Annotated in this window: 18 protein-coding genes; 9 read left to right on the forward strand and 9 right to left on the reverse strand. The window is 72.4% G+C overall.

Translation table 11 applies throughout. From position 1 onward, the window contains the following. The first annotated feature begins 58 nt into the window (after nt 1-58). From ACZ6AQ_RS16005 to ACZ6AQ_RS16020, 4 genes are all read left to right on the forward strand, one after another. Nucleotides 59-604: a TetR/AcrR family transcriptional regulator gene (locus tag ACZ6AQ_RS16005; protein ID WP_468760466.1), complete on the forward strand. Its 546-nt coding sequence runs from the start codon at nt 59-61 to the stop codon at nt 602-604. Between the two features lie 75 nt (nt 605-679). After that, complete coding sequence (locus ACZ6AQ_RS16010; RefSeq protein WP_468760348.1) at nt 680-2,008, forward strand: MFS transporter; 1,329 nt, start codon at nt 680-682, stop codon at nt 2,006-2,008. Between the two features lie 280 nt (nt 2,009-2,288). Continuing rightward, on the forward strand, nt 2,289-3,905 hold the full coding sequence (cimA, locus tag ACZ6AQ_RS16015; protein WP_388689373.1) for a citramalate synthase: 1,617 nt from the start codon (nt 2,289-2,291) through the stop codon (nt 3,903-3,905). Nucleotides 3,906-3,957: 52 nt separating this feature from the next. Continuing rightward, nucleotides 3,958-5,304, forward strand: a complete 1,347-nt coding sequence (locus tag ACZ6AQ_RS16020; protein ID WP_468760349.1) for a hypothetical protein — start codon at nt 3,958-3,960, stop codon at nt 5,302-5,304. A 108-nt stretch (nt 5,305-5,412) separates the two neighbouring features. Here the strand turns inward: ACZ6AQ_RS16020 and ACZ6AQ_RS16025 are convergent, their stop codons facing one another. Next, on the reverse strand, nt 5,413-6,024 hold the full coding sequence (locus ACZ6AQ_RS16025; protein WP_468760350.1) for a YceI family protein: 612 nt from the start codon (nt 6,022-6,024) through the stop codon (nt 5,413-5,415). 225 nt (nt 6,025-6,249) lie between these two features. Between ACZ6AQ_RS16025 and ACZ6AQ_RS16030 the strand changes: the two genes are divergently transcribed. From ACZ6AQ_RS16030 to ACZ6AQ_RS16045, 4 genes are all read left to right on the forward strand, one after another. Next, nucleotides 6,250-6,759, forward strand: a complete 510-nt coding sequence (locus ACZ6AQ_RS16030) for a hypothetical protein (RefSeq protein ID WP_388689176.1) — start codon at nt 6,250-6,252, stop codon at nt 6,757-6,759. Between the two features lie 130 nt (nt 6,760-6,889). After that, entirely contained in the window at nt 6,890-10,765 is a 3,876-nt protein-coding gene (locus ACZ6AQ_RS16035; protein WP_468760351.1) for an endo-alpha-N-acetylgalactosaminidase family protein, read from the forward strand. A gap of 282 nt (nt 10,766-11,047) precedes the next feature. After that, nucleotides 11,048-12,631: an acyl-CoA carboxylase subunit beta gene (locus ACZ6AQ_RS16040; protein ID WP_468760352.1), complete on the forward strand. Its 1,584-nt coding sequence runs from the start codon at nt 11,048-11,050 to the stop codon at nt 12,629-12,631. A 68-nt stretch (nt 12,632-12,699) separates the two neighbouring features. After that, nucleotides 12,700-12,897 (forward strand): acyl-CoA carboxylase subunit epsilon, encoded by a 198-nt coding sequence (locus ACZ6AQ_RS16045; protein ID WP_388689182.1) that lies wholly within the window; start codon nt 12,700-12,702, stop codon nt 12,895-12,897. A 165-nt stretch (nt 12,898-13,062) separates the two neighbouring features. On the opposite strand, the gene ACZ6AQ_RS16050 is transcribed toward ACZ6AQ_RS16045, so the two are convergent. The 8 genes from ACZ6AQ_RS16050 to ACZ6AQ_RS16085 all read right to left on the reverse strand — a co-directional run bounded on the left by ACZ6AQ_RS16050 (nt 13,063) and on the right by ACZ6AQ_RS16085 (nt 23,720). Further along, complete coding sequence (locus ACZ6AQ_RS16050) at nt 13,063-13,644, reverse strand: GTP-binding protein (RefSeq protein ID WP_015036414.1); 582 nt, start codon at nt 13,642-13,644, stop codon at nt 13,063-13,065. Next, nucleotides 13,625-14,176, reverse strand: a complete 552-nt coding sequence (locus tag ACZ6AQ_RS16055) for a DUF742 domain-containing protein (RefSeq protein ID WP_388689183.1) — start codon at nt 14,174-14,176, stop codon at nt 13,625-13,627. Before ACZ6AQ_RS16055 ends, ACZ6AQ_RS16050 begins: the two co-directional genes overlap by 20 nt. A 130-nt stretch (nt 14,177-14,306) precedes the next feature. Further along, the gene (locus ACZ6AQ_RS16060) at nt 14,307-14,720 is read right to left on the reverse strand and encodes a roadblock/LC7 domain-containing protein (protein ID WP_026057603.1); all 414 of its coding nucleotides are present in this window, start codon (nt 14,718-14,720) and stop codon (nt 14,307-14,309) included. A gap of 7 nt (nt 14,721-14,727) precedes the next feature. Beyond that, the gene (locus tag ACZ6AQ_RS16065) at nt 14,728-18,045 is read right to left on the reverse strand and encodes a nitrate- and nitrite sensing domain-containing protein (RefSeq protein WP_468760353.1); all 3,318 of its coding nucleotides are present in this window, start codon (nt 18,043-18,045) and stop codon (nt 14,728-14,730) included. 338 nt (nt 18,046-18,383) lie between these two features. Then, complete coding sequence (locus ACZ6AQ_RS16070) at nt 18,384-18,965, reverse strand: GTP-binding protein (protein WP_116158662.1); 582 nt, start codon at nt 18,963-18,965, stop codon at nt 18,384-18,386. After that, nucleotides 18,946-19,350 carry a DUF742 domain-containing protein gene (locus ACZ6AQ_RS16075; protein WP_121834079.1) on the reverse strand — a complete coding sequence of 135 codons (405 nt, stop codon included), beginning with the start codon at nt 19,348-19,350 and terminating at the stop codon, nt 18,946-18,948. Before ACZ6AQ_RS16075 ends, ACZ6AQ_RS16070 begins: the two co-directional genes overlap by 20 nt. A 161-nt stretch (nt 19,351-19,511) precedes the next feature. Continuing rightward, nucleotides 19,512-19,925, reverse strand: a complete 414-nt coding sequence (locus ACZ6AQ_RS16080; protein ID WP_030496942.1) for a roadblock/LC7 domain-containing protein — start codon at nt 19,923-19,925, stop codon at nt 19,512-19,514. Nucleotides 19,926-19,934: 9 nt separating this feature from the next. Further along, nucleotides 19,935-23,720 (reverse strand): sensor histidine kinase, encoded by a 3,786-nt coding sequence (locus ACZ6AQ_RS16085; protein WP_468760354.1) that lies wholly within the window; start codon nt 23,718-23,720, stop codon nt 19,935-19,937. A 569-nt stretch (nt 23,721-24,289) separates the two neighbouring features. On the opposite strand from ACZ6AQ_RS16085, the gene ACZ6AQ_RS16090 reads away from it, so the two are divergent. Further along, nucleotides 24,290-24,493 (forward strand): hypothetical protein, encoded by a 204-nt coding sequence (locus ACZ6AQ_RS16090; RefSeq protein ID WP_468760355.1) that lies wholly within the window; start codon nt 24,290-24,292, stop codon nt 24,491-24,493. Nucleotides 24,494-24,597: the final 104 nt, after the last annotated feature.

Below are 24,597 nucleotides of genomic sequence, written 5' to 3' on the forward strand. Positions count from 1 at the left end.
CCCTCCCCGCCGCCGCCACCAGGCCGCCCCGCCCCGCGAGGAGGTGCTCGCCGCCGCCATGGGGACCATCGCCGAGCGCGGGCTCGACGGACTCACCATGGCCGGGCTCGGGCGGCAGGTCGGCATGAGCAGCGGGCACCTGCTCTACTACTTCCGCAGCAAGGACGAGCTGCTGCTCCAGGCCCTGGAGTGGAGCGAGGGGCGGCTCGGGGCCCGGCGCGGCGCCCTGCTCTCCCGGCCCGGGACCGCGCGCGAACGGCTCGACGGGTACGTGGACGTGTACGTGCCCACCGGGCCGCGCGACCCCCACTGGACGCTCTGGCTGGAGGTCTGGAACCGCTCCCAGAACGCCGACGCCGACGCCCGCGCCCGCCAGGCCGCCATCGAGGGGGCCTGGCACCGGGACCTGGTCGCGATCCTGGCCGAGGGGGTCTCGCGCGGGGAGTTCCGGCCGGTCGACCCGGACCGGTTCGCCACCCGGACGCGCGCCCTGCTCGACGGCTTCAGCGTGCACGTCGCCGTCGGCCTCCCGGGCACGGGGCGGGAGCACGTGCTCGACCACGTACGGGAGTTCGTCGAACAGGAACTGCTCGCGCGACCGTAACGCACGCAAGTCCACAGGATCGTTGCCGGATGCGCCCTTGTCGGCGGGGTGGGCGTTCCGGCACGGTTCCTCTCCATGGGACGAGAGCAGTGGAAGAAGATCTGGGTCGGTTCCGCCGGCAACATGGTCGAGTGGTTCGACTGGTTCGTGTACGCGAGCTTCGCCACCTACTTCGCGGGTGCCTTCTTTCCCGAGGGCGACGACACCGCCAAGCTCATGAACACCGCCGGCATCTTCGCCGTCGGCTTCTTCATGCGCCCGGTCGGCGGCTGGCTCCTCGGCCGCGTCGGCGACCGCAAGGGACGCAAGGCGGCCCTCACCCTCACCGTCACCCTGATGTCCGCCTCCGCCGTCCTGATCGCCGTCGCCCCCACCTACGCCGTCGCCGGGTACGGCGGCGCCGCCGTCCTCCTGGTCGCCCGGCTCCTCCAGGGCCTCTCCGTGGGCGGCGAGTACGCGGCCAGCGCCACCTACCTCACCGAGGCGTCCGCCCCGGAGCACCGGGGCTTCGCCTCCAGCTTCCAGTACGTGTCGATGACCGCGGGCCAGGTCCTCGGCCTCGGCCTGCTCCTGGTCCTCCAGCAGACCCTGTCCGACGCGGACCTGCACGCCTGGGGCTGGCGCATCCCCTTCGTCGTCGGGGCCCTCGGCGCGGCCGTCGTCTTCTACCTGCGCCGCACCATGCTGGAGACCGAGGTCTACGAGGAGAGCGCGGACGACGGCGTCGGGCGGGGGCAGCAGGGCACGCTCAGGGCCCTCTGGGCGCACCGCCGCGAGGCGTTCCTCGTCGTCGCGCTCACCATGGGCGGGACCGTGGCGTACTACACGTACACCACCTACCTCACCAAGTACCTCTCCCACTCCGCCGGCCTCCCCAAGAGGACCGCCACCCTGGTCTCCTTCTGCGCCCTGATCGTCTTCGCCTGCCTCCAGCCGCTCGCCGGCCGGCTCTCCGACCGGATCGGGCGCCGTCCCCTCCTCATCACCTTCGCCCTGGGCTCCACCCTCCTGACCGTGCCGATCATGGCGATGCTCAAGCACGCGGGATCGTTCTGGCCCGCCCTCGGCCTCTCCCTCCTCGCGCTCGTCGTCGTCACCGGCTACACCTCGATCAACGCCTGCGTGAAGGCCGAGCTCTTCCCGACCGGCATCCGCGCCCTCGGCGTCGCGCTCCCGTACGCCCTCGCCAACGCGCTCTTCGGCGGCACCGCCGAGTACGTGGCCCTCTGGTTCAAGAACGCGGGCATCGAGTCGGGCTTCTCCTGGTACGTGGCCGGCTGCGCGGCCGTCTCGCTGGTCGTCTACCTGTCGATGCGCGAGACCCGGGACGTCGACCTGGGCCGGGCCGGCGCGCGCGACACCGCCGCGTCCGGACCGAAACGAGACGGCCTGCCCGTATCCTGAGATCCCGCACCATCGCGCCGTCGGCTGTGACAGACTTCCGGCGTGCTCGCTACCACGATGATTATCGGCAGCGGCGCGCCGGTCCGCAGTGACCGCTGACGCGTGGAACGACCCCCACGCAGGCGGACGCCGTGCCCCAGACCCGCGCGCAGACCTCTCGCACCCGCGAGGGGTTTTTTCGTTTTCCGGCCCACCCGTGCCGGAGGCGGACACCGCGTGGGGACGGGGGCAAGTGGATCCAGACAGTCCGGAGCCACATCCGACAGGAGCCATGACAGCCATGACCACGGAGAACGCCGAGGGTTCGCGCCCCGACGACAGTTTCCACGTCTTCGACACGACGCTGCGCGACGGGGCGCAGCGCGAGGGCATCAACCTCACCGTCGCGGACAAGCTGACCATCGCCCGGCACCTCGACGACTTCGGGGTGGGCTTCATCGAGGGCGGCTGGCCCGGTGCCAACCCGCGCGACACGGAGTTCTTCGCCCGCGCCCGCCAGGAGATCGCGTTCAAGAACGCGCAGCTGGTCGCCTTCGGTGCCACCCGCAGGCCCGGCGGCACCGCCGCCGAGGACCCGCAGGTCAAAGCGCTCCTCGACTCCGGCGCCCCGGTCGTCACCCTCGTCGCCAAGTCGCACGACCGGCATGTCGAACTGGCCCTGCGCACCACCCTCGAAGAGAACCTGGAGATGGTCCGCGACACCGTCTCCCACCTGCGCGCGCACGGCCGCCGCGTCTTCGTCGACTGCGAGCACTTCTTCGACGGCTACAAGGCCGACCCGGACTACGCCAAGGCCGTCGTCCGCGCCGCCCACGAGGCCGGCGCCGACGTCGTCGTCCTCTGCGACACCAACGGCGGCATGCTGCCCGCCCAGGTCCAGGCCGTCGTCGCCACGGTCCTCGCCGACACCGGCGCGCGCCTCGGCATCCACGCCCAGGACGACACCGGCTGCGCCGTCGCCAACACCCTCGCCGCCGTCGACGCGGGCGCCACCCACGTCCAGTGCACCGCCAACGGCTACGGCGAACGCGTCGGCAACTCCAACCTCTTCCCCGTCGTCGCCGCCCTGGAGCTCAAGTACGGCAAGCGGGTCCTGCCCGAGGGCGCCCTCGCCGAGACGACCCGCATCTCGCACGCCATCGCCGAGGTCGTCAACCTCACCCCCTCCACCCACCAGCCGTACGTGGGCGTCTCCGCCTTCGCCCACAAGGCCGGACTCCACGCCTCCGCGATCAAGGTCGACCCCGACCTGTACCAGCACATCGACCCCGAGCTGGTCGGCAACACCATGCGGATGCTCGTCTCCGACATGGCCGGCCGCGCCTCCATCGAGCTCAAGGGCAAGGAGCTGGGCGTCGACCTGGGCGACGACCGCGCGCTCGTCGGCCGGGTCGTGGAGCGGGTCAAGGAGCGCGAACTCCGGGGCTACACGTACGAGGCCGCCGACGCCTCCTTCGAGCTGCTCCTGCGCGAGGAGGCCGAGGGACGGGCCCGCCGCTACTTCCGCACGGAGTCCTGGCGGGCGATCGTCGAGAACCGCCCCGACGGCACCCACGCCAACGAGGCCACCGTGAAGCTCTGGGCCAAGGGCGAGCGGATCGTCGCCACCGCCGAGGGGAACGGCCCGGTCAACGCCCTGGACCGGGCCATGCGGGTGGCCCTGGAGCGGATCTACCCGCAGCTCGCCAAGTTCGAGCTGACCGACTACAAGGTCCGCATCCTGGAGGGCCGCCACGGCACCGAGTCCACGACCCGGGTCCTGGTCACCACCAGCGACGGCGACGGCGAGTGGTCCACGGTCGGCGTCGGCGAGAACGTCATCGCCGCCTCCTGGCAGGCCCTGGAGGACGCCTTCACCTACGGCCTGCTGCGCGCGGGGCTCGACCCCGCCGAGTAGCCGCGTTCGGCCTGCTATGTCCTGTTCGGCGCCGTTCGGGTAGCGTCGATGTATGAGGACCAGGCCGCTCGCCCGCCCGGCGGCCCTCGGCGGGCTGATACTGCTGCTGCTCCTGGTCCTGGTGCCCGCCGCGGGCGCCGGGACCACCGGCGTGTCCGACGCGGCCGCCGCCCTGCGCCGGGGCCCGGTCTACGTGGACCCCGGCGCCGCCGGTCAGCTTCCGAAGGCCGAGGCGGACGCCCTCGCGCGGAAGATCGAGGACGCGGACAAGCCGCTCTTCGTGGCCGTGCTGCCCGCGAACGCGCAGTTCCCCCCGCGCGGGCTCATCGCCGATCTGCGGGCCCGGACCGGCGCCACCGGCCTGTACGCCGTACGCCTCGGCGACCGCTTCGACGCCGGGGTCGACCCCTCCGTGATGTCCCCGGCGGCCGTCCGGAGCCTCGTCGCCTCCGTCCGCGCGCCGGACGTGGACGCGGCCACGGAGCTGAACGCCTTCGTGGACCGGGCCCTGCCCGCCCTGCGCGGCTCCGCCCCCTCCTCCTGGGGCGCCGCCGGCTCCGGCTCCGGGGTGCCGCTCGCCGGGCTCGCCGTCCTCGGCGGCGTCGTCGTCGCGGGCGGCGCGGGCGCCTACGCCGTCGTCCGCCGCAACCGGCTCCGCAAGGAGGCCGAGGAACGGGCCGCCCTGGAGAGGCTCCGGGTCGTCGTCGACGAGGACATCACCGCCTTCGGCGAGGAGCTCGACCGCCTCGACTTCCACCCCGCCGAGGCCGGTGCCGACGACGCCATGCGCGGCGACTACGAACGCGCCCTCGACGCGTACGACCGGGCCAAGTCCCTCATGGCCTCCGCCGTCCGCCCGCACGACGTGCGCGGGGTGACGGAGGCCCTGGAGGAGGGCCGCTTCTCCCTCGCCGTCCTGGCCGCCCGCCGTGAGCACCGCCCGCTGCCCGAGCGGCGCGCCCCCTGCTTCTTCGACCCGCGCCACGGCCCCTCCACCGAGGACCGGCTCTGGACCCCGGCCGGCGGCACCGCCCGCGAGGTCCCGGTCTGCGCCGCCGACGCGGCCCGCCTGGACGACGGCCTCGACCCCGCCGCCCGCACGGTCGACACCGCTTCCGGCCGCCGTCCCTACTGGGAGGCGGGGCCCGCCTACGGCCCCTGGGCGGGCGGCTACTTCGGCGGCGGCCTCCTGCCCGGCCTCCTCGTGGGCACCCTCCTCGGCTCCGTGCTCTCCACCCCGGCCTACGCCTCCGAGTACGGCGGGGACGGCTTCCAGGGCGGCGACTTCTCCTCCGGCGACTTCGGGACGGGTGACGGCGGTGGATTCGGCGGTGACGGGTTCGGCGGCGGCGGGGACTTCGGCGGGGGCGGCGGCTTCGACGGCGGAGGCGGCTTCTAGAGCGGGGCCCGCCGACGGCGGCGGGGAGAGGCCGGGAACGCCGAGCGCCCGCCGTCCGCCGTGATGCGGCGGAGGGCGGGCGCGCTCGTACGGCCTCGCGGCCGGGGGTCAGGCGGTGTTCTTGATCGCGGAGATGTCGAAGGTCAGCCGGACCTTGTCGCTGACCATGACCCCGCCGGTCTCCAGGGCCGCGTTCCAGGTCAGGCCCCACTCGGAGCGCAGGATCTCGGCGGAGCCCTCGAAGCCGACGCGCTCGTTGCCGTAGACGTCGGTGGCGGAGCCGTTGAACTCCAGGTCGACGGAGAGCGGCCGGGTGACGTCCTTGATGGTCAGGTCGCCGGTGATCCGGTACGCGTCGCCGCCCAGCTGCTCGGCCTTCGTGGAGCGGAAGGTCATCAGCGGGAACCGCTCGGCGTCGAAGAAGTCGGCGCCGCGCAGGTGGTTGTCGCGGTCGGCGATGCCGGTGTCGACGGAGGCGATCCTCACGTCGATCGAGGCGGTGGAGGAGCCCGGGTCCGTCCCGTCCAGCCGCAGCGCGCCCTCGTGCTCGGCGAAGGTGCCGCGGACGTTGGTGACCATGGCGTGGCGGACGGTGAAGCCGATGCTGCTGTGGGCGGGGTCGATGGTGTAGTCGCCGGTCAGGGCGGCCAGGGCCGGGTCGACCGGGAGGGTGGCGACGGCGGTGGCGGACTCGGTGTTCTTGCGGCCGAAGAGACCCATGACTGCTCCTTGCTCGGATTTGGTTGAACCTTCAACGAGAACGACTGTAGCCCCGTCCTGTTCAACATTCAACATCTGCGGAGAACGTTCACCCGGAAGACGCCGGGAAAGGGTCGAGGCCCTCTTCCGGACGCGCGTAGAACTGCGGCACCATCTCCCTGCGCGCTCCGCACCACCTGCACCGCCGTCCCCACCCCCTCACGGTCACCAGCAGGAGGAAACCCGATGAAGCTCCGCTCCGTCCTGACCGCCCTCGCCCTCGTCCTCGGCGCCCTCTTCGCGCCCGGCGTCGGCGTCCTCGTCTCCGCCGGCGAGGCCCACGCGGTCACCAAGATCAGCCACGCCACCGCGACCTCGATGTTCCGGTCCTCCGGGATCACCTGGTCCTCGTCCGGCGGCTGCTCCGACCGCAACAACTCCACCTGTACGTCCTTCGAGCAGCTCAACCTCGCCACCGCCCAGGGCGCCCAGACGCTCCGGAGCGCCAGCGGCTGCGCCCTCAACATCACGGGCGGCACCGAGACCGGGCACGCGAGCGGCACGTACTCCCACTGGAACGGCTACAAGCTGGACTTCAGCAAGTACACCTGCCTCGGCAGCTACATCAAGAACACGTTCACCTACATCGGCGTGCGCGGCGACGGGGCCCCGCAGTGGAAGTCCGGCGCGGGCAACGTCTACGCCGACGAGGGCAACCACTGGGACGTGACCTTCTACAACTGCGGCGGCTGCTGACCCCGGGAAGCCGCCGGGAGAGCCCCCTCCGGGGTCCACTTGGACTAACCGGAGGGGGTTCTTGGACTGGAGGGCCCCCCGCGGTGCGATCCCGTTGACGGTGCCGCCGGGCCGGGGCCAACTGGTGCGCATGCCCCTCCCTCACCCCCGAAGGACCCGTGCGGCCTGCGCGCTCGCCGTGGCCTCGTCCACCGTCCTCGCCCTGGCGCCACCGGCCCTGGCCGACGTCCGGAGCCCGTCCGCCGCCGGAGCCGTGTCCTCCGCCGGAGTCGCGGCGGACACCGCCGAGAGCGCCGTCCTCACCTCCGGCCCGCTCGCCGTGGCCGTCGCGAAGGACTTCCCCCGCGTCCTCTCGTACACCGACCGCGCGAGCGGCGCCCGCCTCCTCGGAAGTACGGCCCCGGTCACCCAGGTGGTCCTCAACGGCACCGCCCGCGCCGTCCGGGCCAAGGGCGCCCCCGTCCTGTCCCGCACCTCCGCCGCCTACACCCTCGTCTTCCCCGACCTGCCCGGCGTCGAGATCGACGCGCGGCTGAGCGTGGACGGCCGGACCACCGCCTTCCGGGTCACCGCCGTCCGCGACACCGGGGCGTTCCGCGTCGGAACCCTCGACATACCCGGCCACGACCTGGTCTCCGTGGGCTCGTCGGACGCCGATGCCGCGACCGCCTTCACCCGGCTCGACCCGGACTCCACCCGCACCGCCGACGTCTTCGCGCGGATCACGGACGCCACCCCGGCCGAGGCGAACCCGGTCGGCGCCTCCTACGCGATCGTCAGCGCCGGCGGCCTCGCCGCCGCCGTCGAGTCCAACTCCAGCTACGACAAGCCCTCCGGCGCCTCCGCCCGCGACGGCGCCCGCTTCTGGCACCAGGCCCGCAGGAACGGCGCCGAGACCCGCGTCGGCGTCTGGTCGGGACAGTGGACCCATCGCGGCGAGGGCGCCCCGGAGCCCGAGAAGGGGGACGCCCTGCCCTGGGCCAAGGTCGTCGTCACCCCCGACGCCAACGGCGACGGGACCACCGACTGGCAGGACGGCGCCGTCGCCTTCCGCACGATCGGGATCAAGGCCCCCGGCAGCGAGCGGACGCCCGACCGGGTCGTCGCCCACATCCCGTTCAACTTCGCCTCCCAGGCCACCCACCCCTTCCTGCGCACCCTGGACGACGTCAAGCGGATCTCGCTCGCCACCGACGGCCTCGGCCAGTTCGCCCTGCTCAAGGGGTACGGCTCCGAGGGCCACGACTCCGCCCACCCCGACTACGGCGGCAACTACAACAAGCGGGCCGGCGGCCTCGCCGACCTCAACACCCTCCTCCGGGAGGGCAAGAAGTGGAACGCCGGCTTCGGCGTCCACGTGAACGCCACCGAGGCGTACCCCGAGGCGAAGAACTTCAGCGAGACCCTGGTCGACAAGACCAGGCCCGGCTGGAACTGGCTCAACCAGAGCTACTACATCGACCAGCGCCGGGACATCAACAGCGGCGACCTCGCCCGCCGCTTCCAGCAGCTCCGCGACGAGACCGACCCCAACCTCTCCACGCTCTACATCGACGTCTACTACACGCACGGCTGGATCGCCGACAAGACGATGCGGGCGGTGCGGGCGCAGGGCTGGAACGTCGCCACCGAGTGGGCGGACAAGTTCGAGCGCTCCTCCCTCTGGTCCCACTGGGCCAACGACCTCGACTACGGCGGCGCCACCAACAAGGGCCTCAACTCGCGGATCATCCGCTTCATCCGCAACGGCGAGAAGGACGTCTGGAACGACGACCCGGTCCTCGGCCAGACCGCCCTGGTCGACTTCGAGGGCTGGACCGGCGAGACCGACTGGAACGCCTTCACCGCCAACATCTGGCAGCGCAACCTGCCCGCCAAGTACCTCCAGCGGCAGCGGATCACCCGCTGGGACGGCGACGACGTCACCTTCACCGGCGGCGTCCGCGGCACCGTCGAGAACGGCCGCCGCACCTTCTACGAGAACGGCCGCAAGGTCCTCGACGGCAAGAGCTACCTCCTTCCCTGGGACGGCGGGAAGAAGCTCTACCACTACAACGAGACCGGCGGCACGACCAGTTGGCAGGTCCCGCCCGGGGCCCGCTCGTACACCGTGTACAGGCTCACCGACAACGGGCGCGTGAAGACCGCCACCGTGCGGCCCGCCGGCGGGCGGATCACCCTGGAGGCCGCCGCCGGACAGGCGTACGTCCTCCACCCCGACCGGGCCCCCGAGCCGGCCGACCCCCAGTGGGGCCGGGGCACCCCGGTGAAGGACCCCGGCTTCAACGACGCGAAGCTCGCCGGCTGGACGAAGACCGGCACCGTCGCCCGTGACACCGACGAGCGGGGCCGCAACAGCGCGAAGCTCACCGGCGCCGCCACCGCCGAACTCCGGCAGCGGCTCACCGGACTCGTCCCCGGCGAGCGGTACACCGCCTCCGCCCTGATCGAGGTCGAGCCGGGGAAGACCCGTCCGACCACCCTCTCCGCCGGCGGCGCGTCCGTCACCGTCGAGCGCTCCCCGCTCCAGGACCGGGTCGCCGCCTCCGACTGGAACGGCACCCGCTTCCAGCGCGCCAAGGTCACCTTCACCGCGCCCGCCCGCGGCACCGTCCTGACGGTCCGCGCGGCGGCCGGCAGCGCGGCGGCCGTCCGCGTGGACGACGTCAGGGTCGTCGCCAACGCCCCCGCCACCAGGGCCGGGACCACGGCGTACGAGGACTTCGAGGCCGTCGACCAGGGCTGGGGCCCCTTCCTCAAGGGCGACTCCGGCGGCACGACCGACCCGCGCACCCACATCGCCCAGTCGCACGCGCCCTACACCGGGGCCGGCTGGAACGGGAAGCCGGTCGACGACGTCATCGGCGGCGCCGAGTCCCTCAAGTCCCACGACGAGAACAGCGGCCTCGTCTACCGGACCGCGCCCTGGACCGTCCCGATGAAGGACGGCCACCGCTACCGCGTGGAGTACGACCACCAGTCCAGCCACGCGGGCGCCTACGAGTGGGTCACCGGCTACGACCGCCCGAACGGCACCGGGGCGGTCGAGACCCGGCGCACCCCGATCGGGCAACAGCGCACCACCGGGCACTTCGCCGAGACCGTCACGGCGGGCTGCGGCGACACCTGGACCGGCCTGCGCAAGCGCGCCGACGCCCCCGACGGCGCCGACTTCGTCCTCGACGGCTTCACCGTCACCGACCTCGGCCCGGCCCCCGAGCGCGCCGCCTGCGGTTCGCTCGCCGTCGCCGCGCCCGAGACCCTGGAGCCCGGCCGCCCGAACCGGGTCACCGTCACCTTCGCCAACGACGAGGCGACCGGGGTCACCGGCGCGCGGGCCGCCCTCGCCCTGCCCGCGGGCTGGACCGCCGAACCGGCCGCGCCCGTCGTCCTCGACGCGGTCGCGGCGGGCGGCAGGGCCACCGCCACCTGGCAGGTCACCCCGCCGGTGGACGCGCCCTACCGGTCGTACCCGCTGGACGCCTCCCTCACCTACGACGTCGGCGGGAGCGAGCGGAGGCTGGCCGCCGCCACCACCGTCCGCACCCTGCCCCCGCCGCCCACCGCCGACACCTGGGCCAGCGACCACGACTGGACCTCGGCCACCAACGGCTGGGGCCCCGTCGAGCGCGACCTCTCCAACGGCGAGACCGGTACCGGGGACGGCTCCCCGCTGCGGATCGGGGGAGTGGCCCACGCCAAGGGCCTGGGCACCCACGCCCCCTCCACCGTCCGCTACTATCTCGGCGGCCGGTGCGCCTCCTTCACCGCCGAGGTCGGCGTGGACGACGTCCAGACCGGCCGGGGCAGCGTCCGCTTCGCCGTCCTCGCGGACGGCGCGGAGAAGGTGAAGTCCCCGGTCCTCGGGGCCGCGGACCCCGCCTGGCCGCTCACCGCCGACGTCACCGGCGCGGCCTACGTCGACCTGGTGGTCGACGACGGCGGCGACGGCAACGGCAACGACCACGCGGACTGGGGCAGCGCCCGCTTCCACTGCGGCGGCTGACCCGCGCGAGCACCGTACGGGAACGGCCGGGCGGCGCCCGGGGAGGGTGTCTCCCCGGGCGCCGCCCGCGTTCCGCCGGGCCTCCCGGAGAGGGGGCGCACCGCCCGTGGCCGGGGTGCCTCCGAGCGGGCTTGTGTGAGAACCCTACAAACAAGAGGGGTGTCCGGCTGTCGACTCGGTCTTCACGCGTCACGGTTCTGTCCGGCCTCACCAGGAATCGACACGCGAGACTGTACGGAGTGGACGGCGCAGTTTTCTTGTCCGACTTCGTAGGGTCGGTACATGACCGTTGTGGACCAGATTCCGAGCGAGCCCGCTGACGCCCGCGGCCGAGTGGCCGAGCTGCACGTCCTGCGCGAGCAGGCGCTGCGGGGCCCCAGTGAGAAGGCGACCGAGGCGCAGCACGCGAAGGGCAAGCTGACGGCGCGCGAGCGCATCGAGCTGCTGCTCGACCCTGGTTCCTTCAACGAGGTCGAACAGCTGCGCCGGCACCGCGCGCAGGGCTTCGGCCTGGAGGCGAAGAAGCCCTACACCGACGGTGTGATCACCGGCTGGGGCACCGTCGAGGGCCGCACGGTCTTCGTCTACGCGCACGACTTCCGGATCTTCGGCGGCGCGCTCGGCGAGGCCCACGCGACCAAGATCCACAAGATCATGGACATGGCCATCGCGGCCGGCGCCCCGCTGGTCTCCCTGAACGACGGCGCGGGCGCCCGCATCCAGGAGGGCGTCTCCGCCCTCGCCGGCTACGGCGGCATCTTCCAGCGCAACACCCGTGCGAGCGGTGTCATCCCGCAGATCTCGGTCATGCTCGGCCCCTGCGCCGGCGGCGCGGCCTACAGCCCGGCGCTGACCGACTTCGTCTTCATGGTCCGCGAGACCTCGCAGATGTTCATCACCGGTCCGGACGTCGTCAAGGCGGTCACCGGCGAGGAGATCACCCAGAACGGCCTCGGCGGTGCCGACGTGCACGCCGAGACCTCCGGCGTCGCGCACTTCGCGTACGACGACGAGGAGACCTGCATCGCGGAGGTCCGCTACCTCCTGTCGATGCTCCCGCAGAACAACCGCGAGAACCCGCCGACCGTGCCCTCCGAGGACCCGGCGGACCGCCGCTCCGAGGTCCTCCTCGACCTGGTCCCGGCCGACGGCAACCGCCCGTACGACATGCACAAGGTCATCGAGGAGCTCGTCGACGACGGCGACTTCCTGGAGGTCCACGAGCGCTGGGCCCGCAACATCGTCTGCGCCCTGGCCCGCCTGGACGGCCAGGTCGTCGGCATCGTCGCCAACCAGCCCCAGTCGCTGGCCGGCGTCCTGGACATCGAGGCGTCCGAGAAGGCCGCCCGCTTCGTGCAGATGTGCGACGCCTTCAACATCCCGATCATCACCCTTCTGGACGTCCCCGGCTTCCTCCCGGGCGTCGACCAGGAGCACGGTGGAATCATCCGGCACGGCGCCAAGCTGCTGTACGCCTACTGCAACGCGACCGTGCCCCGGATCAGCCTGATCCTGCGCAAGGCGTACGGCGGCGCCTACATCGTCATGGACAGCCAGTCCATCGGCGCCGACCTGACGTACGCCTGGCCCACCAACGAAATCGCGGTCATGGGCGCCGAGGGAGCCGCCAACGTGATCTTCCGCAAGCAGATCGCGGAGGCGGAGGACCCCGACGCCATGCGCACCCGCATGGTCAAGGAGTACAAGGCCGAGCTGATGCACCCGTACTACGCGGCCGAGCGCGGCCTGGTCGACGACGTCATCGACCCCGCCGACACCCGCCGGGTGCTCATCAGGTCCCTCGCGATGCTCCGCACCAAGCACGCCGACCTGCCGTCCCGCAAGCACGGCAACCCGCCCCAGTAGGACTTCGCCCTCCGCACGCTCCCCGGGCCCCGCCGGGCCCCGGAGCCCCAGCAAGAGGAGTCATCCCCATGACCACTCCCGCCAACCTCCTCCGCGTCGAGAAGGGCCACGCCGACCCCGAGGAGCTGGCCGCCATCACCGCGGTCCTGCTCGCCCGCGCGGCCGCCCGGCCCGACGACACCACCGCCCGCCACGGCCGCACGGCGGCCGGCTGGCGCCGTCTGGAGCGCGAGCACGGCTTCCGCGCCCCGCACAGCTGGCGCTGAGACCCGCCGCGGCCCGTGGGCGACCGCGGGAGGGCGTACGACGGACCGAGGGCCGGAACCCCGATGACACCGGGTTCCGGCCCTCCGTCGTACCCCCGGAGCGACGCCGAAGGCCGCGTCCCCGGGAAGGGGGACGCGGCCTTCGGCACGGACGCGGGGGTACGGCTACCGCAGCCGTGCCATGAGGGCGTGCTCGACGAGGGTGATGAGCGCGCTCTTGGCGTCGGCGCGGTGGCGGGCGTCGGTGGTGATGATGGGGGTGTCGGGGCCGATCTGCAAAGCCTCGCGCACTTCTTCGGGCTGGTAGGGCTGGTTGCCGTCGAAGCCGTTGAGGGCGATGACGAAGGGGAGGCCCGAGTTCTCGAAGTAGTCCACCGCCGGGAAGCAGTCGGCGAGGCGGCGGGTGTCCACGAGGACGACGGCGCCGATGGCGCCGCGTACCAGGTCGTCCCACATGAACCAGAACCGGTCCTGTCCGGGCGTGCCGAAGAGGTACAGGATCAGGTCCTGGTCGAGGGTGATGCGGCCGAAGTCCATGGCGACGGTCGTCGTCGTCTTGTCGCCGGTGTGGGTGAGGTCGTCGATCCCCGCCGAGGCGGAGGTCATGACGGCTTCGGTACGCAGCGGGTTGATCTCCGAGACGGCGCCGACGAACGTGGTCTTGCCCACGCCGAAGCCACCCGCCACCACGATCTTCGCGCTGGTGGTTGAACGGGCCGCGCCGCCGCTAGAGCTTGCGAAGTCCACTGAGCACCCTTTCGAGCAGTGTCACGTCTGGCTGACCGCCGGCGGCCTCGTCGCCGCCGGGCTGGTGGATGGCGACGAGCCCGGCCTCCGCCAGGTCGGCGACGAGGATTCGGGCGACGCCGAGGGGGATGGAGAGGAGCGCCGAGATCTCCGCGACCGACTTGATCTCGAAGCAGAGCCGGCAGATCCGCTGGTGCTCGGGCAACTGCCCCTGCAGCCGGGACGGATCGGCCGTGGTGCTGACCAGCGCCTCGATGGCGAGCTGGTAACGCGGCCGGGTCCGGCCGCCGGTCATCGCGTACGGACGCACCAGGGGGTTGTGCCCGCCGGAGCCGCTCGCGGCGGACGAGCCGCGCGAGGAGCTCGGCGAACCGGCGGCGGTCGGCGGGGCCTGGGGGTGCCCGTAGTGCTGCGGCGCACCCTGCCTGTTCGGGGCGGAGGGAAAGTCGTACCGGTTCCGGGCGGGGTCGCCCAGCGGTGCCTGGTGCGGGTCGTAACCGTTGTAAGGGCTCGCGCCCGGGGGTGTTCCCACGTTTCCTCCTCCGACTGCCTCGCGGTCCATGTCCCTTGGAGCCGCGCCACCGCACCCTACGGGGCGGTGGCGCGAAACGCACGGTCTGTCTGTTGGTTGAGAAGACTTCCCTCGGCCGGGAAGAGTTCACTCAGTTGAGAAGGCTGCCCTGGAGCTCCGCGCGGAGGTCGGGGGTCAGCACGGTGCCGGCCCGGTCGACCAGCAGCGCCATCTCGTAGCCCACGAGGCCGATGTCCGCCTCGGGGTGGGCGAGCACGGCCAGCGAGGAGCCGTCCGAGATCGACATGATGAAGAGGAAGCCGCGCTCCATCTCCACCACCGTCTGGTTGACCGCACCGCCCTCGAAGATCCGGGACGCGCCCGCGGTCAGCGAGGTCAGTCCGGAGGCGACGGCCGCCAGCTGGTCGGCGCGGTCGCGGGGGAAGCCCTCGGACATCGCCAGCAGGAGTCCGTCGGCGGAGACCACCACCGTGTGGGACACCCCGGGGGTGTTGTCCACGAAGTTGGTGATCAACCAGTTCAGATTCTGCGCCGCCTGGCTCATGCTCACACTAACGCTCCTGGTTGTAGGTACTGCCCGGGCCGAGGCCCGATCCGTTCGTGTCCGTCCCCGCGTTGCGTCCCTGCTGGACGCCCCGGCGCAGGTTGCTCAACCTGCCCCGGACGTCCTCGGGCGCGCGGGAGACCTGGGGGCCGCCCTGCGGGGTCTGTTCGGCCGTGCCCTCGACCAGGTTGGCCTTCGGGACCCGCCGGGGGAGACCGGACGAGGTGACCCCGCCCGCCTTCGGCTCCTTGAGCTTTCCGGCCCGCTGCCAGCGCTCGTCGTTGGTCGAGCGCCAGTCGTCGGAACCACCGGCTTCGTTCTGCGGCTGCTCCGGCCGGGGGGCCTCGGCCCGCTGCGCCGCCGGGGCGGCGCCGCCGCGGCGCGGCAGTCCGGCATCGGTCAGCGCGTGGCCGGCGTCCGGGGCGGAACTCGGGGTCGGACCCGGACGGTCGAAGCCTACGCGGTCGGCGGGCTGTTCGGGAGCGGCCGGAGCAGATTCCGGTTCCGCTCCGTACTCCTGTGCGTAGTCGTTCCGGTAGGTGTTCTGATCCGGCCACTCCGCCTGGTGGGAATGGGAATCGAACGTGTTTCCGTACGTCTGGTGTTCGGTGCCCTGGGTGTCGTACGGGGCTTCCGCATAGCCGGGCTGGGAGTACCCCTCGTAGGCCGGCTGCGGCGTCCCGTAGCCGCCCTCGGCGTAGCCGTCCTGCCGCGGGTACCCGGCCGCGTACTCCTGGCCGTATCCCTGGGGTCCCGGCTGCCCGTACTCCTGCGCCGGAGCGTACTCCTGGCCCTGGGGGGCCTGCTCCCCGGTCTGGGCGTAACCCTGGTCCCGGTCCTGGCCGTAACCCTGCTCCCCGGCCTGGCCGTAACCCTGCTCCTGGCCGTAGCCCCGGTCCTGGGGGACCTGCTGCTCCTGGCCCCGGTCGTACTCCTCCGTCCGCCCGGCCTCGTCGCGGAAGAGCGGACCCCCGTCCTCCCGGGTCCGGCCGCCGAGCGCGGCACGCCGGCTCTCCAGCCGCGGCGAACGGTCGGCCGGGGCGGAGGGACGCTCCTCCCCGGACGGCTGCTGCTCGTAGCGCGAGTCGTCGAAGCCGAGGTCGGCCGCGGTCAGCACCGGCTGCGCCGAGCCGCCCTCGAAGGCGTTCTGCTGCTGCTGTTCCGGGATGATCTGGGAGACGGTGAAGTCGTCGTGGGCCGGCTGCTCGCCGCCACCGCCGTGCGTGATCGCGTCCGGCAGCATGACCAGCGAGGTCGTCCCGGCCTGCTCGCCCGAGGGGCGGAGCTGGACCCGGATGCCGTGCCGGTCGGCGAGCCGGCCGACCACGAAGAGGCCCATGCGCTGCGAGATGGCGGCGTCCACGGTCGGCGGGTTGGCCAGCTTGTGGTTGATGTCCGCGAAGTCCTCGGCGGTGAGGCCGATGCCCTTGTCGTGGATCTCCACCATCACGCGGCCGTCGGGGAGACGGGTCGCGGTGACGCGGACCTTGGTCTGCGGGGAGGAGAACGTGGTGGCGTTCTCCAGGAGCTCGGCGAGCAGGTGCACGAGGTCGGTCACGGCCCGGCCGTGGATCTCGGCCTCCGGGACGCCCGCCAGCTCGATGCGCTCGTACTGCTCCACCTCGGAGGAGGCGGCGCGCAGGACGTCCACCAGGGGGACCGGCTGGTCCCAGCGGCGGCCCGGCTCCTCGCCGGCGAGGACGAGGAGGTTCTCGCCGTTGCGGCGCATGCGGGTCGCCAGGTGGTCCAGCTTGAAGAGGTTCTCCAGCTGGTCCGGGTCGGCCTCGTTGTTCTCCAGGGTGGTGATGAGGGTCAGCTGGCCCTCGATCAGCGACTGGTTGCGGCGCGAGAGGTTGGTGAAGATCGCGTTGACGTTGCCGCGGAGCATGGCCTGCTCGGCGGCGAGCCGGACGGCCTCGCGGTGGACCTGGTCGAAGGCGCGGGCGACCTCGCCGATCTCGTCCCGGGAGTCGATCGGGATCGGCTGCACCCGGGTGTCGACCCGGCCCGGCTCGGTGCGGGAGAGCTGGTCGACCAGCATCGGCAGGCGCTGCTCGGCGATGCCGAAGGCGGCGGTCCGCAGCGTGCGCATCGAGCGGCTCATCTGGCGGGCCATCATCCCCGCCAGGACGAACGCGGCGAGCAGGGCGACGACCACGACGGCGCCGTCCAGCCAGGCGTCCGTCTTGGCGTCGTCGGAGATCTGGGCGGCCTCGGCCACGGCCTTGTCGACGAGGGACTTCTCGACCTCGCTGTAGCCCGTGAACTTGGCGGTGGCGACCGCCATCCACGTCTCCTGCGTGATGCCCCTGGCCTTCAGGGCGGCGATGCCGTCCGGGCCCTTGGCGGTGCCGATCGCGGAGGCCATGCCGGAGTAGAGGGTGCCGTCCTTGCCCTTGGGCGGCACGGCGTCGCCGCTCGGGGTCTGCCTGGCGCCCTCGGCGGCCTTGGCGGCCATGACCTTCTTGAGGAGTTCGACGTCCTCGGGCATGCCGCCGGAGCTGAACTCGCCGAGGGCGATCTGCTCCAGGTAGTTGTACGAGTTGAACGCCACGGACTGCTGGGCGAAGACCGCCTCGTTCTGGCTGGGCCGGACGAGGAGCTGGGTGCCGATGGACCGCTGGAGGGACTCGGCGCCCTTGGCGAGCTGGATCGCGTAGACGCTGCGGCCGTAGCTGGTGACGTTGCCGGTGCCCAGGCCGAGCTCGTTGGAGAACTCGGTGAGGTAGTGCTGGACGCCGGTGTACGCGAGCTGGGTGTTCACCGGGTCGTAGGAGCGGGCGTACGCGTCCTTGCGCAGCGCGTCGAGCTTCGGCTCCTCGTCCTTGAACAGACGCAGCCGGCGCTCCAGGCCCTGGCCCGAGGGCAGGTTCCCGGCGGCCTCGGCGAACCGGGCGCGGGCCGCGTCGGTCCTGGCGTACGCCTGCTGGACCTCGCTGCTCCTGCGGTCCTCCGGGGTCCTCGCGGCCAGCAGCGGGGCGGCGGTGAGGTCCCGCTCGTCGAGCAGGGCGGTGCTGTACTCCGAGGCGGCGCGCACGATGAGCGCCGTCTTCTCGGCGTCCTGGGCCTCCTGCCAGGTGTCGATCGACCCCTTGACCTGGAAACCGCCCATGACGAGGCCGACGAGCACGGGTATGAGGAGGATCGCGTTCAGACGGGTGGGAACCCGCCAGTTGCGGGGCGACAGCTTGCTGGAACTTCCCTCGGCCGCCTCCGCGGGCGGCGGCGTCACGGGCACGCCCGCGGACGGCACCGCTGTGCGTGACGGCGGCGTGAAGTTGCCCCGCGTCTCCTGCTCCGCGGAGCTTTCCTTGCTTCGCCTCACTCGACCAACAACCTCTCGGCGTCGGCACCTACGTTGTGCCGGTGTTTCGTTCAGGGCCGTACTACTCGGGAGTTCATGAATTGCAGCACGTGAAGGGGGTCCCTTCCAAACACCGGGAGACGACCGCCCCCGTCGGCCCGAACGAAGAATAAAACGGGCATAAAGAGCGAGCCCCGTCAAATGACGGGGCTCAGGTGAGCACAGCGGCACCGACCGGATGCGTCGGGTGTCCGAGGCGCTCCAATTCTCTGTCGAAACGTTATGAACATGAGGACGGCCGTGTCGAACGACACAGGCCGCCCCCGGCGGGGCACGGGACAACCGCCCGGCCCGTTCCCCTACTTGAGCCGTGCCATGAGGGCGTGCTCGACGAGGGTGATGAGCGCGCTCTTGGCGTCGGCGCGGTGGCGGGCGTCGGTGGTGATGATGGGGGTGTCGGGGCCGATCTGCAAAGCCTCGCGCACTTCTTCGGGCTGGTAGGGCTGGTTGCCGTCGAAGCCGTTGAGGGCGATGACGAAGGGGAGGCCCGAGTTCTCGAAGTAGTCCACCGCCGGGAAGCAGTCGGCGAGGCGGCGGGTGTCCACGAGGACGACGGCGCCGATGGCGCCGCGTACCAGGTCGTCCCACATGAACCAGAACCGGTCCTGTCCGGGCGTGCCGAAGAGGTACAGGATCAGGTCCTGGTCGAGGGTGATGCGGCCGAAGTCCATGGCGACGGTCGTCGTCGTCTTGCCACCGGTGTGCGTGAGGTCGTCGATCCCCGCCGAGGCGGAGGTCATCACGGCCTCGGTACGCAGCGGGTTGATCTCCGAGACGGCGCCGACGAACGTGGTCTTGCCCACGCCGAAGCCACCCGCCACCACGATCTTCGCGCTGGTGGTCGACCGGGCCGCACCGCCGCTAGAGCTTGCGAAGTCCACTGAGCACCCTTTCGAGCAGAGTCACGTCCGGCGTGCCGCCGGTCTCTCCGTTGCCCGGCTGGTGGATCGCCACCATGCCGGCCTCCGCCAGGTCGGCGACGAGGATCCGGGCGACGCCGAGCGGCATCGACAGGAGGGCCGACACCTCGGCCACCGACTTGACCTCGCGGCACAGGTGGCAGATCCGCTGGTGCTCGGGGAGCAGCGTGGCGAGGTGCGCCGGGTCGGCCGTGGTGCTGACCAGCGCCTCGATGGCGAGCTGGTAACGCGGCCGGGTCCGGCCGCCGGTCATCGCGTACGGACGCACCAGCGGCTGGTCGCCCTCGTGTCCGTACTCGTCGACTGAGGAGCCGTACGGATCGTGAGAGGCGGGGGGCGGGGTCATGAATCCTCCGGGCGTGACAGCAAGGCTTCTGCCGTCTGATGGGGCCGGTGGGGGGCCGGATGGGGCGGCCGGACGGTGAACGGTGCCCAGGGCGGTACGGAGGGGCGTACCGCCCTGTCGGTCATTCGGGCGGGGTCAGGGGTGTCCGGGTACGGACACCGCTAGTGGAGCAGACTGCCCTGGAGCTCCGCGCGGAGGTCCGGGGTGAGCACGCTGCCGGCCCGGTCGACCAGCAGCGCCATCTCGTAGCCCACGAGGCCGATGTCGCACTCGGGGTGGGCGAGCACGGCCAGCGAGGAGCCGTCCGAGACGGACATGAGGAAGAGGAAGCCGCGCTCCATCTCCACCACGGTCTGCGCGACGGGGCCCCCCTCGAAGATCCGGGACGCGCCCGCGGTCAGCGAGGTCAGTCCGGACGCGACCGCCGCCAGCTGGTCGGCGCGGTCGCGGGGGAATCCTTCCGACATGGCCAGCAGGAGTCCGTCGGCGGAGACCACCACCGTGTGGGACACCCCGGGGGTGTTGTCCACGAAGTTGGTGATCAACCAGTTCAGATTCTGCGCCGCCTGGCTCATCGCGTTCAACTAACGCTCCTGCTGATGGTTCGGACCGAGGTGGAAGCTACCCGTGGTCGAGTTGCCCGCCTGTCGGCCCTGCTGGATGCCGCGGCGCAGATTGGTCAGCCGGCCGCGGACGTCGTCGGGTGCACGCGAGACCTGGGGGCCGGCCGTGTGGGCCTGCTCCTGTGCGGTCCCGGGTACGAGGTTGGCCTTCGGCACGCGCCGGGGGAGGCCGGAGGTGGTGACGCCGCCGGCCGCGGGCTTGCGCACCCGCTCGGCCTGACGCACCAGCTCGTCGTTGGGCGAGGACCGCCACGCGGCCCCGCCGGTCTGGCGACCGCCGTCGGCGGCCTGCTGGTCACCGGCCGGCCGGGGGGCCGGGGCGGACGGCTGCGGCACGACCGGGATCTGCGCCGTCTGCGTCGGGTCGGGCACCTGGCCTGCCGCCGACGCCTGCTGCCGGGCCTGCTCCTGGTGGAACCAGTTGGTCTCCAGCGTGTCGTACAGCGGCGTCCGGCCGTCGCCCGCGCCGCCCGCCGGCGGCAGCGCCTCCGGACGGCGCGGCTGCTGGAGCTGCGGCTGCTGCGGTTCCTGCCCGCGGACCGGCTCGGCCGGGCGCGGGGTGCCGAAGTCGTCGCCGCCGGGCCGCCGGAGCGGCGCCGGAGCCTGCTGCTGGGCCTGCTGCGGCACGAAGGGCTGCCGGCCGAACTGCTGCGCGCCGTCCTGGTACCCCTGCGGGGCCTGCGGCTGCTGCGGCGCCTGGGGCTGCTGCTGCGCGCCGAAGTCGGGGCGGGCGAACTGCCCCGTGGAGCCGGGACCCTGCGGAACGCCGAAGTCCGGGCGCGGGAACTGCGCCGTCGACGCCGGGTCCTGCGCGCCGTCCTGGTACCCCTGCGGCTGCTGCGGGGCCTGGGCCTGCTGCGCGCCGAAGTCGGGGCGGGCGAACTGCCCCGTGGAGCCGGGACCCTGCGGAACCGCGAACCGGCCCGTGGTCTCCGGGTCCTCGTGGCCGCGCGGGGCGTCCTGCGGAAGCGTCTCCTGCTGCGGGTACCGCGCCTGCTGCTGGGCCTGCTGCTCGTTGCCCCAGCTCGTGGCCTGCGGGCGCTGCGGCTGGGGGGTGCCGCCGGGCAGCTCGGCGCGCGGGAAGTCGTACCCGCCCTGCCGGCCGTCCTGCGGCGCCTGCGGCTGCTGCGGGCCGGGACCGGCCTGCGGGGCGCTCCGGTTGCCCCACACGTCCGTGCGGGACGGGATGGCGCTCGCGGCGCCGCCGATGAAGCCGCCTCCGCCGGGGCCCGGACGCAGGGCGTCGGGAGACTGGGGGGCCTGCGACAGCGGACCGGTCTGCTCCGGCCGCGCGTTCTGCGGCTGCGGGGCGCGGGACCGCTGCGGGTCCTGCGGACCACCGGCGAGCGGCGCGCCGTCGCGGGCGGGCAGCGCGGCCCGGGGGCCGCCCGCACCGACCTGACCGCGCGCGGCGCCGGCGCCGAGCCGTCCGGCCGCCGGGGACGGCGCGCCGCCCTGACCCGGACGTCCGCCGGGCAGCCGCCCGCCCGGGGCGGAGGCACCCGGAGGCATCGCGCCCTGACCGCCCGCGCCCGGCTTGGGCATGGGCTTCTTGCCGCCCTGGGCGACGTCGACGGGGAGCATGACGAGCGCGGTGGTGCCGCCGGAGTCGGAGGGACGCAGCTGGATGCGGATGCCGTGCCGCAGGGACAGGCGGCCGACCACGAACAGACCCATGCGGCGGGAGACCGAGACGTCCACGGTGGGCGGCGAGGCCAGCCGCTCGTTGATCGCCGCCAGGTCCTCGGGGGAGAGGCCGATGCCGGTGTCGTGGATCTCGACGAGCACGCGCCCGTCGGGCAGCGCGTGGCCGGTGACCCGGACCTTCGTCTGCGGGGAGGAGAACGAGGTGGCGTTCTCCAGCAGCTCGGCGAGGAGGTGCACGAGGTCGTTGACGACCCGGCCGGCGACCTCGGTGGCCGGGACCGCGGCCAGTTCGATGCGCTCGTACTGCTCCACCTCGGAGGCGGCGGCGCGGAGCACGTCGACCAGCGGGACCGGACGGGTCCAGCGGCGGCCCGGCTCCTCGCCGGCGAGGACGAGGAGGTTCTCGCCGTTCCGGCGCATGCGGGTGGCGAGGTGGTCGAGCTTGAAGAGCGAGGAGAGCTGGTCCGGGTCGGCCTCGCGGGACTCCAGCTCGGAGATGAGCGAGAGCTGGCGCTGGATGAGGCCCTGGGAACGGCGCGAGAGGTTGGTGAACATCGCGTTGACGTTGCCCCGGAGGAGGGCCTGCTCGGCGGCGAGGCGCACGGCCTCGCGGTGCACGTCGTCGAAGGCCGCGGCCACCTTGCCGATCTCGTCCCGGGAGTGCACGCCGACGGACTCCACGGAGGTGTCGACGTCCTGCGGGTCGGACTCGGAGAGCTGCTTGACGAGCTCGGGCAGGCGTTCCTGGGCGACCTTCGTCGCGGTGTCCTGGAGCCGGCGCAGCGAGCGGATCATGGACCGGGCCACGACGAAGGCGCCGATGAGGGAGACGCCGAGGACGAGCAGGATCAGCGCACCGTTGATGATGGCCTCGCGCTGCGACTCCTGGCGCAGCTCGCGGGCCATGCCCTCCATGTCGCCGAGGAGACCGCTCTCGATGCGGTTCATCGCGGTGATCTTGGTGCCGTACTCGTCGGTGAAGTTCAGGTGGCCGCGCTTGACGCCCTCCGGCATCGCGGTGTCGGTGTTCAGCACGCGCTCGGCGTACTTGTCGGCGGCGATGATCGACGGGTTGCCCCGGTTCAGGGGCGCGGTCAGCTCGTCGGCGTCGCCGCCGGTCGACTCGTAGATCGCCTGGAAGGTCTTGAGCTCGACGCCCTCACTGTTGAGCGCGGCCTCGCCGTAGAGGCGGTCGCCCTGGACGATCCGCCCGGCGGTCTTGTCGCTCGGGGGCAGCGCCGCCGCGATGATCGCCTGCTGGATGGAGGCGTACTCCTTGGCGGACGAGAACGCGGCGAGCGCGCGGGTCCGCTTGATCATCTCGGGGTTGCTGGTCGCCTGCGCCATGTCCTGGGACAGGCTCAGGAGCGAGCGGATGAGGCGGCTGTACGCCTCGACCGTCACCGAGTGGGAGACGCCCTTCTCGTACGCGCTGCTCCGGATGGAGTGGAGTTCGGTGACCTGCGAGGCGATCTGGCTGACGTTCTGCCGGATGCTGCGCAGCGCCTCGTCGCCGTCGGCGGCCGGGATCTCCTCGGTGGCGGTGAGGAACGCCTTGTACTCGAGGTCGGTCTTCCGGCGCGGGTTGGAGACCTGGTAGTCGCTGCTGGGACGGCCGTTGGCCAGCGGGCCGGCGGACAGGTCGCGCTCGGTCTGGAGGGCCTGCGCGAGGTCCGTCGCCTCACGGGTCAGCTTGGTGAGCAGCTGCATGTGGTCGAGCTGCTCCATGTCCTGGAGCGACTCGTTGATGCGGATGCCGCCCAGGGTGGTCGCCGCGACCACGGGCAGGGTGAGGAGCGCGACCAGACGCGTGGAGATGCGCCAGTTGCGGAGGGCTATTCGGGGGCCGACCCCGTTGTCGGGGTTCCCGGCCCGGGGGTCGGGGGAAGCGGCGGACGGGTCGGCGGAAGCGGTCGCGGCGCCCGCGCGACGGCCGCCGTCACCGCCTTCGCCGGACGGTCCCTGACCCTGGTTCGGGGTGTGCGGGGCCGAGGGACCGCGGTCGGTCCCGGCGCGCGGTTCCTGCTCCGCCGGAGCATCCGCTCGGCCCTGGCGGGCCTGGGGAGACCCCGAGCCATCCCTCTTGAAACGTCCCTGCACTAGCGTCGCAACCTCTGGACCAGGCGCCCTTCCGGATGAACGGAGAGGACGGTGTCGGCGTCGTCGGGGGGCGTGGAGCACCCCAGGTGGTCGTCGGTGACCGGCGCAGTTCCCCCTTCTTCCCGCCACGCGGCCGGCGCTGCGTTGCGCCCCCTGCGCGCCGGCTTGAAACCCGCGGCGGTGCGTGGAATTCCAGCACAGTGGAGGATCTCCAACAAGGGCCGCGTGTCGCGCCGGGAGGGGTATGACAACGCGTGCGCAAAGGGTCACCCCTTGTAGAAAACGATCACGGATGATTCGGACTTTTCCGTCCCAACGACCTGGCGCCCCCGTGTGTCCCAGTCGGCATGATCGGGAGCGGAATAGATCGTTCAGTGGCGGAATGTACCTTTCGGGGTCGATCGGAAGCCGTCCGTAATGCCCGGAAACTCCCCTCATAAGTGAGCAAACTCACAAGGAAATCGATGACTTGGGCATGCATCTCGAGGGAAACGGGTGTTTAGCCTGACGTTTTACGTCCCACGCGCCCGCCCGGGCGCCCGTCCCGGAACAAGGTCCGAGTCACCGCCATGAAGAAGACGACGCCCCCCACCACGGCCAACCCCCGCCGCTCCACCCTCGTCCACCTCACGGACGCCGCGCAGCTCGGCCGGGGCGCCCGGCCGGAGTACACGGTGGAACTGCCCGGCCGGACGGCCAACCCGCGCCGCACCGTCCTCATGAAGGCCCCGGCCCCGCACGAGCCCGCCCCCTACGCCCCGGCCTCCCGCTAGGTGTATTGACCCGCCCCCACCGGCCCGTACGCCCCCGCGGGGCCTTCCGGCGGCCCCCCGCCGCGTTAGCCTGGAGCGTCAGACTCCAGCCAGTACCAAGTGAG

It is taken from the genome of Streptomyces sp. NPDC041191 (assembly GCF_055591945.1).